Annotated in this window: 15 protein-coding genes and 2 riboswitches; of the genes, 7 read left to right on the top strand and 8 right to left on the bottom strand. The window is 64.9% G+C overall.

The window, feature by feature from the left end; translation table 11 throughout:
• Positions 1 to 28 precede the first annotated feature (28 nt).
• The 6 genes from ACFC25_RS11680 to ACFC25_RS11655 all read right to left on the bottom strand — a co-directional run bounded on the left by ACFC25_RS11680 (position 29) and on the right by ACFC25_RS11655 (position 5252).
• On the bottom strand, positions 29 to 640 hold the full coding sequence (locus ACFC25_RS11680) for a molybdenum cofactor guanylyltransferase (protein ID WP_376045282.1): 612 nt from the start codon (positions 638 to 640) through the stop codon (positions 29 to 31).
• Positions 641 to 685: 45 nt separating this feature from the next.
• A complete protein-coding gene (locus tag ACFC25_RS11675; protein WP_066286886.1) occupies positions 686 to 1186 on the bottom strand; it encodes an HNH endonuclease in 501 nt (166 codons plus the stop codon).
• A 237-nt stretch (positions 1187 to 1423) separates the two neighbouring features.
• Positions 1424 to 2179: an NlpC/P60 family protein gene (locus ACFC25_RS11670; protein ID WP_337350382.1), complete on the bottom strand. Its 756-nt coding sequence runs from the start codon at positions 2177 to 2179 to the stop codon at positions 1424 to 1426.
• A gap of 132 nt (positions 2180 to 2311) precedes the next feature.
• On the bottom strand, positions 2312 to 2971 hold the full coding sequence (locus ACFC25_RS11665; protein ID WP_376045523.1) for a C40 family peptidase: 660 nt from the start codon (positions 2969 to 2971) through the stop codon (positions 2312 to 2314).
• Positions 2972 to 3041: 70 nt separating this feature from the next.
• Positions 3042 to 3205, bottom strand: a riboswitch (cyclic di-AMP (ydaO/yuaA leader).
• A gap of 148 nt (positions 3206 to 3353) precedes the next feature.
• The gene (locus tag ACFC25_RS11660) at positions 3354 to 4172 is read right to left on the bottom strand and encodes a M23 family metallopeptidase (protein ID WP_376045281.1); all 819 of its coding nucleotides are present in this window, start codon (positions 4170 to 4172) and stop codon (positions 3354 to 3356) included.
• Between the two features lie 10 nt (positions 4173 to 4182).
• Positions 4183 to 4426, bottom strand: a riboswitch (cyclic di-AMP (ydaO/yuaA leader).
• A 130-nt stretch (positions 4427 to 4556) separates the two neighbouring features.
• The gene (locus tag ACFC25_RS11655; RefSeq protein WP_337346339.1) at positions 4557 to 5252 is read right to left on the bottom strand and encodes a metal-dependent transcriptional regulator; all 696 of its coding nucleotides are present in this window, start codon (positions 5250 to 5252) and stop codon (positions 4557 to 4559) included.
• Between the two features lie 278 nt (positions 5253 to 5530).
• Here ACFC25_RS11655 and serC point away from each other — a divergent pair, with 278 nt between their 5' ends.
• Complete coding sequence (serC, locus tag ACFC25_RS11650) at positions 5531 to 6661, top strand: phosphoserine transaminase (RefSeq protein WP_376045280.1); 1131 nt, start codon at positions 5531 to 5533, stop codon at positions 6659 to 6661.
• A gap of 195 nt (positions 6662 to 6856) precedes the next feature.
• Here the strand turns inward: serC and ACFC25_RS11645 are convergent, their stop codons facing one another.
• Positions 6857 to 7498, bottom strand: coding sequence for a DUF3027 domain-containing protein (locus ACFC25_RS11645; protein WP_376045279.1), 642 nt, complete (start codon positions 7496 to 7498; stop codon positions 6857 to 6859).
• Positions 7499 to 7506: 8 nt separating this feature from the next.
• Positions 7507 to 7890, bottom strand: a complete 384-nt coding sequence (locus ACFC25_RS11640) for a cold-shock protein (protein WP_214962901.1) — start codon at positions 7888 to 7890, stop codon at positions 7507 to 7509.
• A 193-nt stretch (positions 7891 to 8083) separates the two neighbouring features.
• Here ACFC25_RS11640 and ACFC25_RS11635 point away from each other — a divergent pair, with 193 nt between their 5' ends.
• From ACFC25_RS11635 to ACFC25_RS11610, 6 genes are all read left to right on the top strand, one after another.
• Positions 8084 to 8317, top strand: a complete 234-nt coding sequence (locus tag ACFC25_RS11635) for a hypothetical protein (protein WP_337346336.1) — start codon at positions 8084 to 8086, stop codon at positions 8315 to 8317.
• Between the two features lie 10 nt (positions 8318 to 8327).
• Positions 8328 to 10874: a helicase-associated domain-containing protein gene (locus ACFC25_RS11630; protein ID WP_376045278.1), complete on the top strand. Its 2547-nt coding sequence runs from the start codon at positions 8328 to 8330 to the stop codon at positions 10872 to 10874.
• A 13-nt stretch (positions 10875 to 10887) separates the two neighbouring features.
• A complete protein-coding gene (locus tag ACFC25_RS11625; RefSeq protein WP_337346334.1) occupies positions 10888 to 12534 on the top strand; it encodes a DNA repair helicase XPB in 1647 nt (548 codons plus the stop codon).
• Positions 12535 to 12666: 132 nt separating this feature from the next.
• Positions 12667 to 13377: a response regulator transcription factor gene (locus tag ACFC25_RS11620; RefSeq protein WP_337346333.1), complete on the top strand. Its 711-nt coding sequence runs from the start codon at positions 12667 to 12669 to the stop codon at positions 13375 to 13377.
• Between the two features lie 2 nt (positions 13378 to 13379).
• Positions 13380 to 14924 carry an ATP-binding protein gene (locus ACFC25_RS11615; RefSeq protein WP_376045277.1) on the top strand — a complete coding sequence of 515 codons (1545 nt, stop codon included), beginning with the start codon at positions 13380 to 13382 and terminating at the stop codon, positions 14922 to 14924.
• A gap of 106 nt (positions 14925 to 15030) precedes the next feature.
• Positions 15031 to 15318 carry a WXG100 family type VII secretion target gene (locus tag ACFC25_RS11610; RefSeq protein WP_376045276.1) on the top strand — a complete coding sequence of 96 codons (288 nt, stop codon included), beginning with the start codon at positions 15031 to 15033 and terminating at the stop codon, positions 15316 to 15318.
• Positions 15319 to 15327 lie beyond the last annotated feature (9 nt).

Genomic DNA, 15327 nt, shown 5'->3' with positions numbered 1-15327 from the left:
TCAACTGCGGCCATGCAGGTCCGGTACCTCATCGTGGTTCCCGGCCGGCCACTCCAAGCGCGGCGGCATCATCCCAGGTGTCTACGTCATCCGTAGAGCCCGCCGGGACGGTGACAAGCTGCACGTCCAGCCTAGCAAGGAGAGCGGATACTGAACCGTTCATTAAGGCCCCGCGGGAGTCAAGGTCCTGTACTGAACGGTGGAGTGCGGGAGTGCTGTAAAAGCCCACCAGGGGTTGGCGGTGGCCATCCGGCGAAATGGCCATGGCGCCGTCGCCAGGACCAAGCGACCGCCGAAGGGCATCAATGGCCTGGCCCACCCTGGGCATGTCGCAGGCCAGCAAGAGCGTGAAGGGAGGACGCGGCCCCGCGGTTCCATCGAGCGCGGCCAAGCCTGCTGCAATGGCCGACGCCGGACCGGCAAACGGCGGTTCTTCCCGGCACCTGAGGACCCCCTCGGGCAGGGGGCCCGGGTCCGGGCCGACCACCACGACCCTCCGGGCACCCCCGGCTGCTGCGAGGGACCGCTGCAGGAGGGTGGCGCCGTCGTAAATCAATGACTGCTTGGGGACGCCACCCAGACGGGACGAACGGCCGCCCGCAAGGATTACCGCGTCAAATTCGTATGTATCAGGAGCCACCACTCCAGCCTAGCGGGGCGGGAATTATCCGTGCTTTCAGCCGGGTCAGGCAGCCCGTTCAGGCAACAGGAAGGGATCCCACGCCGGTGTGGGTTTCTCCAGCTCCTTGATTTGCCAGATGGTCCCATGCGGTGGTTCCGGGGTGAACCGGAGCTTCCACCCCATCTCCCCCGGCGTGTGGTCGCCTTTGACGTTGTTGCAGCGCAGGCAGGCGGCCACGAGGTTTTCCCAGGAATCTGCACCGCCGCGGGACTTGGGCTGGACGTGGTCAATGGTGTGGGCTGCTTTTCCGCAGTAGGCGCACCGGTGTCCGTCCCGGCGCAGCACGCCACGGCGGCTCACGGCGGTGGTCTGGTTGTACCGGGGGCGGATGTAGCGGTTCAGGAGGATCACGGACGGGCGGCCCAGAATCTCCTGTGGCCCCACTACGGGGTCCTCGCCTTCGGCTACAACGCTTGCCTTCCCCGTGAGCACAAGGACCAGCGCCCGGCGGAAGGTGATTACCGCCAGCGGTTCATATCCAGCATTCAGAACGAGAGTGCGCATGCACGTACCTCTTCACGGCCGCACCCGTCAGGGGCGCGAGGGCCGGCTGCCCTCGGCATGTCCGGGCTATGGATCGACACCACAAGAGTAAACAAAGAAACCCGGGATCAACTAATCCATGGTTTCGGGGTGCGCCCGTGTCGATCGCCTCTTACCGGGTCTGGGCCCGGCTGCGTCGTTAAAGCGCAAGGACCCCCGCCGTAGGGCGGGGGTCCTTGCCAAGCGTTGCTACGGAAATTAGCTGACGCGGATGAAAACCGGGCCGGAGCCAACGTTGGCGCTGAAAACAACGGTCTGGTTGCCGTTGTAGCCACCGTGTACGGCCTGGCCGTTGCCGGCGTAGACAGCCACGTGGGCAACGCCCGCACCGCCATCGGCGTAGTAGATCAGGTCGCCGGGCTGGGCCTCGGCGGCACTTACGGTCTGGCCCAGGGACAGGTAACCTGCAGGCCAGTCGTGGAAGTTGATGCCCACAGCGGCCAGGGAGTTGGTGACCAGCATGGTGCAGTCCTGGTTGACGCCCAGCTGGGCGTAGGCTGCGGACAGGATGGCCTGGCCCTTGCTGCTGGCGGCCACAGGTGCCTTCGGAGCTGCAGCCGCTACCTTGACGGTGGAAACAGCCTGAGCGGCGGGTGCGGGAGCCTCAACCTCAACCTCAGGCTCAGGTTCCGGCGCTTCAACCACGGGAGCCGGCGTGGTGGTCACCGCGGGCTTCTCGTAGGAGATGGCAATGGTGGAAGCGGCCGAAATGACCGCCGGAGCGGCAACCTCAACCTCAACGTTGGAAGCGGAAGCCGATTCGCGCTGAACGTTGGTGTCTGCAGCGTTGGCGGCGATACCACTGGTCAGGACCAGGCCGGAGGCAGCAGCGATAACCGCGGCCTGGCGACCCATGCCACCGGCGTTGTCGCCGAGGGCCTTGGCAATGACAGCCAGCGAGTTGGTCGTGGTGACCTCCGCGCGGTGCCGTGCAGCAATTGCACGTGTAGTCATTATTTCTCTCTTTCGTTTTCCTCAGGACCGCACAGGCAGGCCAAGGGCTTTGGGTGCGCCGGCATCTTGGGGGTACGCCGGCACACCCCGAACGGGGATTTAGCGAAAAGTGTTCTAGCGGGCGCGGTTCTTCTACTTCAGGGTGTAGAAGGATCCGCCGCCCGTGGAGGCCACGGAGTGCAGCAGCGTTCCCTGTGACGGGTTCAGGGCGCTGATCATCATGCCGTTGCCAACGTAGATGCCTACGTGTGCGCCGCCATTCTGCATAACAAGGTCACCGGGAGACGGTGTTGACGTGGGGGTCATTGCCGTCCACGCGTTTACACGGGGAATGCTGATGCCTGCCTGGGCGTACACCCACTGGGTGAAGCCGGAGCAGTCCCAGCCGCTGGGCGAGGTGCCGCCCCAGACGTAGGGGTGGCCGATTCCGGTGTAGGCGATTGCGGCCAGGCCGGAGGCGGCCGCGGAAGATACCGCGTCCGTCAGCTTGCTGGCTGCGGGGGCCTTTGCATCTGCTGCCCGTTCCGTGTCAGTGGACTGTGCACGGACCGTTTCGACCTTCGGGGCCGGCGTGGTCTTGACCACGGGGCGTTCGAAGGAGACGGTGGCGGTGGGGGCAGCGGTGACGGCAAGCGCCGTCTGCGAGCCGGACTCGGTGGAGGCGGAAACGCCAGCGGTGGTGTCCGCTGCGTTGGCCGGAAGCCCCATGCTCAGGATCAGACCTGATGCAGCTGCGATGACAGCAGCTTGGCGACCGACGGTCCCGGCATTTGCACTGACAGCCTTGGACACGGGGCCCAACGGGTTGGTGCGAACCGTTTGTGCGCGGTGACGCGCAGAATTATGGCGTGAAGACACGAAGGTAGCCTCTCCCAATGCCTACGAGGTGAGCTGTCGGATTCGGATGGGAGTTCACCCGGCCACGCCGCTTCCACAGGAAGCTTTGCGACTTAACCCCAAGGCCTTCGAACTTCAAAGGCCAAAATTGGTTCCCCCGCCCCTGCCAGACGATGTCATGCGAACGGACCTTGAGCGGTGGCAGAGCTAGGCAATCCACTCAAGAACGTCAACTTCGGAAAAGTTGACGCAAGTTAGACGGTACAGCAGTTCAGAGCGAATGTCACATTCAGGTCACGGCATGTCACGCAAATGTGAGAGTTTTCCATCAGTTGGGCTAGAGCCAGCCGGTGGGGTCAACGACTTCGCCATTGACCTGGACCTCGAAATGGAGGTGGCAGCCTGTGGAGGCGCCGGTGGTGCCGCTGAGCGCCACTACCTCGCCTCGGCTGACCGTTTGGCCAACCTTGACGTTGAAGGAAGACAGGTGGTTGTACGTCGTTTCAAGGCCGTTGCCGTGGTCCACGACCACGCGGTTACCTCCGCCAAACTGGTGCCATCCCGCAAAGGTCACAGTGCCGCTGGCGGCCGCCAGGACAGACGTGCCGCACTGTGCCACGTAGTCCTGGCCGCGGTGGAAGTCACCGGAGCCGCCAGTGATAGGACTCACGCGGTAGCCGAATGGGGAGGCCGTAACCAGGCTCGCCAGCGGAGCACCGAGGCTGCCGGCCGAGGCGGCCCGGGTGATGGACCCCGCCGACTGGGCGCTCAGGAGTTGCTTGAGTTTGCCGTCCGGATCACCCATGGTGACTACGGATGAGCGGCTGAAGTCGATTTTTGCGCCTGCTTCGGCGGAAATTTCAGGCTGCGGAGCTGCGGAAACAGCCGATGTCTGCTGACCGGCGTCCGGCGTGGCCAGGACGGGACTGGTGGCAGGGACGGTGACTGTGAGCACCAGGCCGGTGGCCGCGAGGGCGATGCCGGCCTTTTGGCCCACCCCACTGGCCGCTGCGAAGTCAGTGATTTGCCGGAAGGGTCCCCGGCGGCGGCGCGCATCGCGCTGTGGATCCCGGGGCCTGTCCGCGGCCACAGCTGCAGCAACGCGGGGCGCTGCTGCGGGGCCCGCTGCGCGGCGGCGGCCCCTGGAATTCTGCATGGTCAAGAACGGTTCCTCTCTGGAAAGCCTGCGAAGTTAGCTGTCGGATTCGGGTCAGAGAGTTCATAGACCCGGTCCGCCGTAAGCAAGCTTCGGCGCAGAGATATCCCGTGAGGATCCTTCGCTGGAAGAGGCTTGCTGCTGACGGACTTCACCCCAAGGCAGCCTTGCGACTGCCGGTTGTGGTTCCCCCGCCTCTGCCAGTTGGTGACTCGTACTACTGATCTGCTGGCAGAGCTCGGCTCCAGATCAGGTAACGCTTTTGTATCGACGCTTGGCGTTAACTATAGGCGATTAAGCCAGACAGTAACAATTCCGTTATCTTTGCTTAAAGCCTATTCATTGGGGTAACCCGCCCGCCGGACCCGGGCGCTCCGTCAGAGGTCAGCGGACGGATACGAATACGTGCGCCGCCACTTCGGGGGGAAGCTCCAGTGCCCCTTCGATCCCGGGGACCCGGACCGAAATGTAGTCTCCCACGCGCTCCAGCGAAATCGGGGCGCCCGGCCGGATCCCGCCCTCGTCCAGCTGGGTCAGCAGCTCAGGGTCCACTTGGATGGGTTCTGCCAGCCTGCTGACAACCACGGTGGATCCGGGGCCATAGCCCTTCATGGCTTCCAGGAGATTAATCACACCGTCCGTGAAGGGCGACGATGCCTGGCCTCCCAATGCCGCCAGGCCAGGGATGGGATTGCCATAGGGCGATTCAGTGGGGTGGTTCAGCATTTCGTAGATGCGCCGCTCGACGCGCTCACTCATCACGTGCTCCCAGCGGCACGCTTCGTCATGGACGTACGCCCAGTCCAGGCCGATCACATCCGCCAGGAGGCGCTCCGCGAGCCGGTGCTTGCGCATGACCTCGGTGGCCCGTTTACGCCCGGTTTCCGTCAGTTCCAGATGACGGTCTCCGGAGACCACCACCAGGCCGTCGCGTTCCATCCGGCCAATCGTTTGGGACACCGTGGGTCCGGAGTGCCGCAGCCGTTCGGCAATGCGGGCGCGAAGAGCAACGATGTTCTCTTCCTCAAGCTCCAAAATGGTCCGAAGATACATCTCCGTAGTATCGATCAGATCCGTCATCCAGCTCAGCTCCTCGAGCGCATTACCTTGCGTTGTCCCACCGTATCGCGTACCGACAGCGACGTAGTCCGTTGAAAAGCTTAGCCTATTTTGAATTTGTCCGGATAATTCCTACGGCCCCTCCGGCCTGTCTCAATGGCTGGACTATGACGTAGCCGGTTCCCGCCGAATCAGCGGTTCAGGCAGAATATAGGAGGTCCTCGTTGCGGTCACTGACGACTGCCGGCCACCCCACCGTCCCGGACATGTGTCACGTCCACGCCGAAATTGGAGCCCTTGTGAGCGAAAACAGCATCACTATTCCTGCCGACCTCCTGCCAAAGGACGGACGGTTCGGCGCAGGACCTTCCAAGGTCAGGCCGGAACAGATTGAAGCACTCTCGGCGGCGTCCACGACCATTCTGGGCACGTCCCACCGCCAGGCTCCGGTCAAGAACCTTGTCGGTTCGGTCCGCGAAGGCCTGAGCCAGTTCTTCCGTGCCCCTGACGGGTACGAGGTAGTACTGGGCGTGGGCGGTTCCACAGCATTCTGGGATATTGCCAGCTTTGGCCTCGTTGAGAAGAAGGCCCAGCACCTGTCCTTCGGCGAATTCGGCTCCAAGTTTGCCTCAGCCACCAACAAGGCGCCGTTCCTGGACGCCTCCTCGATCATCAAGTCCGAGCCCGGTACGCGGCCGGTTGCCCAGGCCGAGGCCGGCGTTGACGTCTACGCCTGGCCGCAGAACGAGACCTCCACCGGTGTTTCGGCGCCCGTCAAGCGCGTCTCCGGTGTGGATGAGGGCGCGCTCGTCCTGGTGGACGCAACGTCCGCCGCAGGTGGCCTGGACGTTGATGTTGCCGAGGCAGACGTGTACTACTTCGCACCGCAGAAGAACTTCGCGTCCGACGGCGGCCTGTGGCTGGGCCTCTTTTCCCCGGCAGCGCTGGAGCGTGCCGCCAGGATCAAGGCCAGCGACCGCTGGATCCCCGACTTCCTGGACCTCCAGACGGCGATCGAGAACTCCCGCCTGAACCAGACCTACAACACGCCGTCGCTCTCCACCCTGGTGACCCTGGATGCCCAGGTGCAGTGGCTGAACAGCAACGGCGGCCTGGACTTCGCGTCGGCCCGTACAGCGGACTCTGCCGGCCGGATTTACAGCTGGGCTGAGGCTTCCGAGTTTGCCACGCCTTTCGTGGCCAAGCCGGAGGAGCGCTCAAACGTTATCGCGACGATCGACTTTGACGACTCCATTGACGCCACTGCCGTTGCCAAGGTGCTGCGTGCCAACGGCATTGTGGACACGGAGCCCTACCGCAAGCTGGGCCGTAACCAGCTCAGGATCGCCACTTTCGTGGCAATCGAACCGGCAGATGTCTCTGCGCTGCTGGCCTGCATCGACTTTGTGGTGGGCGAACTGCGCAAGTAGTCCCCCACCCACTCATCGATTGCTCCAGCAACGCCCTTTTGGGCCCCTAAAGGGCGCCTACGGAGCAATCGATGGGTATGAGGCGTCAGGATGCCTGGGGCAATATTGGGCTCTTAACGCTCGACGGCGCCGTCCGGACTTTGGTCCCGGACGGCGCCGTCTGCGTTTAGTGTGAGTCGCGTGTCTGCTCGCCGATTATTCGGCGTCACGCTCGTCAGCGTCAGGCTCGTCAGGCTCAGGCTCGTCAGCGTCAGGCTCTTCGGCGTCTTCAGCATCAGCGTCCTCCGCGACAGTCCCTTCGCCATCCAACGCTTCCGGGCCAGGCACGTTGGTGTCCGGACCTTCCTCGATGTCCGGTGCCCCAACCACCTCCAGGGCTTCGGCGTCCTGGGCGTCCTCGGGGCGCACGCGTTCTGCCCAAGGCACCCACTCGGGGGCAAGGATGGAGTCCTCTGAGGGCAACAGTCCAAGTTCACTGACCGTGACCACCTTGGACCGCGAGTTACGCGTCAGGACGGCAAACCACTGCCACCCCTGGTATCCGGGCAGGCGCGACTCAAAGAGGTGCGTCACCAGGCGGTCGCCCTCACTCTTGGCACCGAGGTGGGCGCCTATTGTCGAGGCCGCAGTGATGCCTTCAACGGCGGTCCGGGCTACGTCAACTGCGGCGGCGAGGAAGGCGTCCGGTTTTCCGATACGCCAGACGGGGACACCCGCACGGCGCTTGGTTTCGGTGGCGGCCGGGGCGGCCTTCGCCGCGGCTCCCGCTGACGGTTCGACGGCGGCGCCTGCCTGATCCGCTGCCGCGGGGTCCGGCTGTTCAGCTTCCGGGTTCATCAGCAGGCCTAAACGTCCAGCTCGTCGGCAACCTTACGCAGGGCTGCGGCGATGGCCTTGCCCTTGTTGCCTTCCGGGTACTTTCCGGCGGACAGGGTGCCGGAGAGGTTGTCCAGCACGCTGACGAGGTCCTGCACCAATGGTGCCAGGTCCTTGGCGCTGGGCCGCTTTGCTTTGGCGATGGACGGCGTCTTATCCAGGACGCGCAGGCCCAGGGCCTGGGCACCCTTGCGGCCGTCGGCAACGCCGAACTCCACCCGGGTTCCAGCCTTCAGCTCAGTAATGCCCTCAGGCAGCGACGATTTGGGCAGGAACACTTCCTGGCCGTCCTCGCCCGCGAGGAATCCGAAACCCTTTTCCTTGTCATACCACTTGACCTTGCCGGTAGGCACGTAATCAACCTTCTTCGTTCTGACGTCTTGAGACACGACCGGCAGTCACCGCATCCGCATTGATATGCGGGTTCAGGGTATGACTGCCCGGGCCGAGTTGGTCTGTTACTTCAAGGTTATCCTGCCGCACGCCCGAATCCTGCTTTCCCTCCTTCACACCATCGCCTGCCGAAGGACTGTTAGCGTTACGTCCATGACACCCTCGCGTTACCGGCGTCCCCTGATGATCTGTGCGGCAGCGGTCGCCTTGCTCTCACTGATGGCAGTGGGCGCGGTGATGGCGCTGGCCTTTGCCGGCTCGGCAGCCCCCGTGTGGGTCACCTCAACGGCCCTCTACGGCCTGCCGCTGGCCTTCCTGCTGATGCTCTTCCTGATCCTGGACAGTGTGGCGGGACGGCGCCGGGCAGGAAAGTCCGGCGGACGGTAACGTTGGACTGATGTCCCTTATCCGCGCGTTGAGCAAAGAGCTGGAGGCACGCAGCGACGAGTCGTTGCGGGCACTGTTCGCCGCGCGGCCGGACCTTATCTCGCCTGCCGTTCCGGACTTTTCCGCCCTCGCGGCGCGTGCCAGCGCCAGGGTAAGTGTCCAGCGGGCACTGGAACGCCTGAACAAACCACAGATGCAGGTCCTGGAGACCCTCCATCTCTGCACAAATACGGACACGGCCCACAGCGCGTGCGCCGCCGGGCTGCGGAAGTTCATTCCCGGTGCTTCGGTGGCCGCCGTTGACCGGATCCTGGCCTCCCTTCAGGACCTCGCGCTCGTGCACCGGGCGGATCCCCCGCACGGAACAACCCCTACCGGACACCGCCAGCGCTTCTACCTCCCGGTGGGGTCCCTTCGGGATGTCGTGGGCATCTACCCGGCCGGGCTGGGCCGCAGCTACACGGAACTGGTCCGCCTGCAGCCGGCGTTCGCCCAGCGCGTGGTACAGCTGGTTGCCGAGTTGCACCGCAGCGGCGTGCCCGTCCAGGAAGCCACCACGCCTATGGAAGCAGCGCTTGCCCTGCAGCACTGGACGTCGTCGCCGGAGTCGCTGCAGCAGATCCTGGCGGATGCACCGGAACGTACCACGGCGTTACTGGCCCGATTCGGAAACTGGGCCATGGGTGCTGTCCCCCAAGCGCAACGGAAAGCATCCGTGACCAACGAAACCGCCGACGTCGGGCCCGTTGACTGGCTGCTGGCCCGCGGCCTGCTGGTCCCCTTGGACGCAGCCCACGTGGAACTGCCGCACAGCGTGGGCGTGTCCCTCCGGGGCGGTGCGATTATCAACGACTTCACCCTTTCGCCGCCCGTTCCTGAACTTGGCCACACGACAGCTGCACTCCGCCGGAACGCCGCGCTGGGTGCCATTGCGGAAACGCTTCGGCTGGTGGGCGAGCTTCTTTACGCAGTCAGGGAACAGCCACTGGCAACATTGCGCACCGGCGGCGTGGGGGTACGGGAGATGAGGCGGGTCGCGGAAACGCTGCGGATTGAGCAGCATCGTGCGGGCTTGCTGGTGGAACTGTGTGCCCTATCCGGCCTGATCCGCCTTGATGTGGATTCCTCTGCCTGGGTGCAGCCTCCGGAACTGGAATGGCTGCTCCTGCCGCGGCAGGAGCAATGGCTGTGGCTGGTTAACGCGTGGCTGGCAAGTGAACGCGTCCCGTCTCTCGTGGGCCAGCCCGTCAGTGGGCAGCCCAACGCACCGGCAGTTGCCCATCGCGGCGCAACCGGCACCACCATCAACGCGCTCTCGGCCGAAGCGCAACGGCCTGATGCTCCCGTTGTCCGGAAAAGGATCCTGGAAATCCTGAACCAACTCACCAATGAGGCCACAGCTCCCGACGCCCACGCCCCCGTCCTGGACGCGGCGGCTGTGCTGCAGCGGGCTGAATGGGAACAGCCCCGGATGGCGCGGCGCTTCAGTTCGCTGATCCGCGGCGTGCTGGCGGAGGCCGACATGCTTGGCCTGACCGGTTCAGGGGCGCTCAGCCAGCTGGGAAGCGCGATCGCCGAGGACAAGCCCGATGAAGCGCTGGGGATCCTCGGTGAGCACCTTCCCGCTGCCCTGAACCACGTGCTGCTCCAGGCCGATCTCACGGCCGTTGCCCCGGGGTACCTCAGTCCCGAGCTCAGCGAAAAACTGCTGTTGATGGCCGACGCCGAAGGGCAGGGTCCGGCAACGATCTACCGGTTTTCTGCTGCGTCCGTGCGCCGCGCCTTGGAGGCAGGGCAGGATGCGGCGAGCCTGCTGGGCTTCCTGAGGGAGCACTCCGCCACCGCTGTGCCGCAACCCCTGGAATACCTGGTAGAGGACACGGCCTCGCGCCACGGACGGCTGCGAGTGGGGATGGCCGCGAGCTTTGTCCAGAGCGACGACGAGACCGCCGTGCTGGAGCTGGCCTCCGAATCAAAGGCCTCCGGCCTTGGCCTCGTGAGAATCGCGCCCACAGTGCTCATATCCAAGGCGCCCCCACGCGAAACGGCACAGGTCCTGCGCAGCATGGGGCTCTCGCCGTCAGTGGAGGAATCCGAACCGTCGGTGGTCCGGCTGCGCCGCACCACGCAGGCACCGGGGAGCACCCGTCCGGTATACACCGCCCCGCGGACCGCGCCGGCCGAAGCGGAGATGGATGCCCAGCTGTCTGTCCTGCGCCATCACAAAACCTCACCCTCCGGCATCCACGATGGCCAGGAAGCGGTGGGAGGACCGGGGGCCGGCGTCCCGCCGTCGTCCGTGTCCCCACCCCAGTCCGGGTCCGGGGAAACCGCAACCCAGCTTGGGCTGGAGACCCTGCAGCGGGCCATCCGGCTCAAGCAGACTGTGAGCATGAATGTCGTGGACGGTGGGGGGAATGCGAGCCTGGAGACGGTTGTTCCCTTATCGGTAAGTGGCGGACGGGTCAGGGTCTTCGATCCGGCGCGGGAGACCGAACGGGTGGTTTCCATCCACCGGATCATTGATATCGAGGCCGCAGGGGAACTGCGCCAGTAAAGGACGCCACCGCGTGAACGACGGACCGCTAATTGTCCAGAGCGATAAGACCATACTGCTTGAGGTGGACCATGAACTGGCCACCGAAGCCCGCCACGCCATTGCCCCGTTCGCCGAGCTCGAGCGCGCCCCGGAACACATGCACAGTTACCGGCTGACGCCGCTGGGCCTGTGGAACGCGCGGGCCGCGGGGCTGGACGCGGAAAAGGTCCTGGACACGCTGCTGAAGTACTCACGCTTCCCGGTGCCGCATTCGCTGCTGATCGACGTCGAAGAGACTATGTCCCGATACGGGCGGCTGAGGCTGGAAAAGGATCCGCAGCACGGCCTGGTCATGCGCACTGACGACTACCCCGTGCTGGAAGAGGTCATCCGGGCCAAGAAAATCCAGCCCTTGTTGGGGCCACGGATCGACGGCGAAACCATCGTGGTCCATTCCTCCCAGCGGGGCCAGCTCAAGCAGCTGCTGCTGAAAATCGGCTGGCCGGCGGAGGACCTCGCCGGCTATGTGGACGGCACGCCGCACCTGATCGCTTTGAATGAGGACGGCTGGAAGCTGCGCCCCTACCAACGGCTGGCCACGGAAAACTTTTGGGCCGGGGGCAGCGGGGTCGTGGTCCTTCCGTGCGGTGCGGGTAAGACTCTGGTGGGGGCAGCGGCCATGGCCGTCAGTTCCACAACCACCCTCATCCTGGTGACCAACACGGTGGCTGCCCGGCAGTGGAAGGACGAGTTGCTCAAACGCACTTCGCTGACCGAGGACGAAATAGGTGAGTACTCCGGGGCGGTCAAGGAAGTCCGGCCTGTCACCATCGCCACGTACCAGGTCCTCACCACCAAACGCGGCGGACTGTATCCGCATTTGGAGCTCGTGGACGGCAATGACTGGGGCCTGATCATCTACGACGAAGTGCACCTGCTTCCCGCCCCGATCTTCCGCATGACGGCAGACCTGCAGGCACGACGCCGGCTGGGCCTCACCGCTACCCTCGTCAGGGAGGACGGGCGCGAAGGCGAAGTCTTCAGCCTGATCGGGCCCAAGCGGTACGACGCGCCCTGGAAGGACATCGAATCGCAGGGGTACATCGCCCCGGCGGACTGTGTCGAAGTCCGGGTGGACCTCCCCCGCGACGAGCGCGTCGCCTACGCGATGGCAGAGGACGCCGACAAGTACCGGCTGTGCTCCACATCCGAGACCAAGACGCAGATCGTGGAACAGCTCGTAGCCAAGCATGTGGGCGAGCCGCTGCTGGTGATCGGGCAGTACATCGACCAGCTGGACGAGATCGGCGAGCGCCTCAACGCTCCGGTCATCAAGGGCGATACGTCCGTCAAGGAACGGCAGAAGCTCTTCGACGCGTTCCGAGCCGGTGACGTGCAGACACTGGTGGTGTCCAAAGTGGCCAACTTTTCCATCGACCTGCCCGAGGCTTCCGTAGCCATCCAGGTTTCCGGCTCCTTCGGATCCCGCCAGGAGGAAGCGCAGCGGCTGGGCCGCCTGTTGCGTCCCAAGAAAGACGGGCGGGCAGCCCGCTTCTACTCGCTGGTGGCAAGGGACACCCTGGACCAGGATTTCGCGGCCAAGCGCCAGCGGTTTTTGGCCGAGCAGGGCTACGCCTACCGGATCATGGATGCCAAGGATGTAGAGCAGGCCGGATAGGTCTTACGGGGTGCCTGTGGGCACCAAAACCAGGGTCCCTGCATGCGATGGCAGGGGCCCTGTTTTGCCTTTCACGAAGAACACCCACCATCCATCCAGAAAACTCCCAGACTCTGGGAGCATCATGGGAGTATGAAGAAGAACGGCCCAGAGGCGAAGCTCCTTGTTGTTGATGACGAACCCAACATCCGCGAACTGCTGTCCACCTCCCTCCGGTTCGCAGGTTTCGAGGTCGTCTCCGCGGGCAACGGGCGCGATGCCCTGGCGGCCGCTGAACTCCACTCCCCCGACCTGGCCGTCCTGGACGTGATGCTTCCGGACATGGATGGCTTCACGGTCACGCGCCGGCTCCGTGCCTCCGGGAAGCACTTTCCCGTCCTGTTCCTGACTGCCAAGGATGACACCGAGGACAAGGTCACTGGCCTCACTGTGGGCGGCGACGACTACGTCACCAAGCCCTTCAGCCTGGACGAGGTGGTGGCGCGGATCCGCGCCGTCCTCCGCCGTACCCAGCCGCTGCTCGACGACGACGCCGTCATTCGCGTTGATGACCTGGAGCTCGACGACGACGCCCACGAAGTCCGGCGTGGCGGCACCGTCATCGAGCTCTCCCCCACAGAGTTCAAGCTCCTCCGCTACCTCATGTTGAACCCCAACCGGGTGCTCTCAAAGTCCCAGATCCTGGACCATGTCTGGGAGTACGACTTCAACGGGGACGCCTCCATCGTGGAGTCCTATATCTCCTATCTCCGCCGCAAGGTGGACATTGACCCGGAGGCGCCGGCCCTGATCCAGACCAAGCGCGGGGTGGGCTACGTGCTCCGGACGGCAGAGAAGCGCTGACCTTGCTGGAGCGGTGGAAATCGGCCTCCCTGAGGTCCCAGCTCGTCGCCATCATCATGGCGTTGCTGATCGTTGCGCTGACGGTGACCGGCGCGGGCACCCTGACGCTGCTCCATAGCTACCTCCAAGGCCAGGTGGATGACAAACTCAATGCCGCCGTCGAACTGGCCCACAGACAGCGGTCCTTCACACAATTGCAGGCACCCAATCCGGTACCCACGGACTACTCCCTGATTCTCTACACCCCGGGCGAGGATCCCTACCCGTTCGGCGGTGATGCCGTGAACCGCCCGGACATCAGCAACATCACCGCGGATCAAGCGCAGGATCTGGGAACCCGCCCCTACCAGGTCCGCGGCACCGACGGCCAGAACTGGCGGGTGGTGGCCGTGCCCGTCCTGAACAACGGACGCAGCGCCGTGGTTGTCATCGGCCTGCCGCTGCAGAGCGTGGACGACGTCCTCAAGCACGCCACGCTGGTGGTCACAGGCGTGGGACTGCTGACGCTCCTGCTCGCCTCGCTGATTGCCAGCTGGACCGTGTCGCGGTCCTTCCGTCCACTGGCCCGGGTTGAGAAGACCGCTGCCGCCATCGCCGCCGGCGACCTGTCCCGGCGCGTGGAAGTCGAGAATCCCGGCACGGAGGTGGGCAGGCTGGCCAGTTCGCTGAACGCCATGTTGGCGCACATCGAAACGGCGTTTGCCGCCAGGACAGCCTCCGAGGGCCGGATGCGCCGCTTTGCAGCCGATGCCTCACACGAACTCCGCACACCGCTGGTAACCATCCGGGGCTTCTCGGAGCTGTACCGCCATGGCGCCCTCGCTACGGATGCCGACGTCGCCACCGCGATGGACCGCATCGAAAGTGAAGCCAAGCGGATGGGTTCCATGGTGGAAGACCTCCTGCTCCTGGCCCGCCTGGACGAACAGCGGCCTCTCCAGCAGAAGCCGGTTGACCTCCAGCTGATCGCCCATGACGCCGTGGTGGACACCCAGGCCAGTGACCGTACGCGCACCATTTCACTGGTTGGTCTCGACGGCGACAATGCGGCGCCCGCCCCCGTCCTCGGGGACGAAGCAAAACTGCGCCAGGTGGTAGGCAACCTGGTCGGTAACGCCCTGCGCTACACGCCGGACGGCAGCCCGATCGAGCTGGCGGTGGGCGTCCGGACGTCCGACGGCGGCCAGCCCGCCTCCGTGATCGAGGTCAGGGACCACGGCCCCGGGATTTCCGACGACGACGCCTCCAGGGTCTTCGAGCGCTTCTACCGCGCGGATACGTCGCGGACCAGAGACACGGGCGGCAGCGGTCTGGGGTTGGCCATCGTCGCGGCAATCGTCGGCTCACATGGCGGCAGCGTCAGGGTCCAGGCCACGGACGGCGGCGGCGCCACCCTGGTGGTCAGCCTGCCCACACGGGACGAGGACGAAGGACAGGACCCACAAGGCGAACCCGGCCAGGGACGGATTCGCGAAGTCCAGGACACCGGTGGGCAGGATCATGGCGACGGCGGAAGCGCCAACGACGGCCGCGTTATCCACATATAGCAACTGCCCGTGGCCCTGGCTGCGTCCGGCTCCATAGGCTCATGGCAGTGGTCCGGAGCCGCCGGACCGGACAGCCTGGCTGTCCACCACCTGAAAGGCAGCAGCCATGAGCATCATTTCCGTTGACACCGAACTCCTCCAGCTCAAGTCCGCCAACGTCAAAGCGACAGTGGACCGGATCAGCGCCGACGTCCAGGCCATGAAGCGCGGCCTGGACGAGCTACAGTCCACCTGGCGGGGCTCGGCGGCCACCAACTTCCAGGCGCTGATATCGGAATGGACCCTGACCCAGGGCAAGGTGGAGGCCTCGCTTGCGTCAATCAACCTTGCGCTGGCCTTGGCCGCGGCCACCTATGCCCAAGCCGAGCAGGGCAACACCCAGCGTTTTAGCTGAGAACGGCGG

Origin of the sequence: Pseudarthrobacter sp. NPDC055928 (assembly GCF_042270935.1) — a bacterium.
Taxonomy (GTDB): domain Bacteria; phylum Actinomycetota; class Actinomycetes; order Actinomycetales; family Micrococcaceae; genus Arthrobacter.
Note: the sequence above shows the minus strand (reverse complement) of the source record. Positions and strands in the feature narration are given on the sequence as shown.

Coding starts and splice junctions, on each gene's coding strand:
- ACFC25_RS11675 (WP_066286886.1), bottom strand. CDS start 1,186: ATGCGCACTCTCGTTCTGAATGCTGGATATGAACCGCTGGCGGTAATC.
- ACFC25_RS11670 (WP_337350382.1), bottom strand. CDS start 2,179: ATGACTACACGTGCAATTGCTGCACGGCACCGCGCGGAGGTCACCACG.
- ACFC25_RS11660 (WP_376045281.1), bottom strand. CDS start 4,172: ATGCAGAATTCCAGGGGCCGCCGCCGCGCAGCGGGCCCCGCAGCAGCG.
- ACFC25_RS11655 (WP_337346339.1), bottom strand. CDS start 5,252: ATGACGGATCTGATCGATACTACGGAGATGTATCTTCGGACCATTTTG.
- ACFC25_RS11645 (WP_376045279.1), bottom strand. CDS start 7,498: ATGAACCCGGAAGCTGAACAGCCGGACCCCGCGGCAGCGGATCAGGCA.
- ACFC25_RS11635 (WP_337346336.1), top strand. CDS start 8,084: ATGACACCCTCGCGTTACCGGCGTCCCCTGATGATCTGTGCGGCAGCG.
- ACFC25_RS11630 (WP_376045278.1), top strand. CDS start 8,328: ATGTCCCTTATCCGCGCGTTGAGCAAAGAGCTGGAGGCACGCAGCGAC.
- ACFC25_RS11620 (WP_337346333.1), top strand. CDS start 12,667: ATGAAGAAGAACGGCCCAGAGGCGAAGCTCCTTGTTGTTGATGACGAA.
- ACFC25_RS11610 (WP_376045276.1), top strand. CDS start 15,031: ATGAGCATCATTTCCGTTGACACCGAACTCCTCCAGCTCAAGTCCGCC.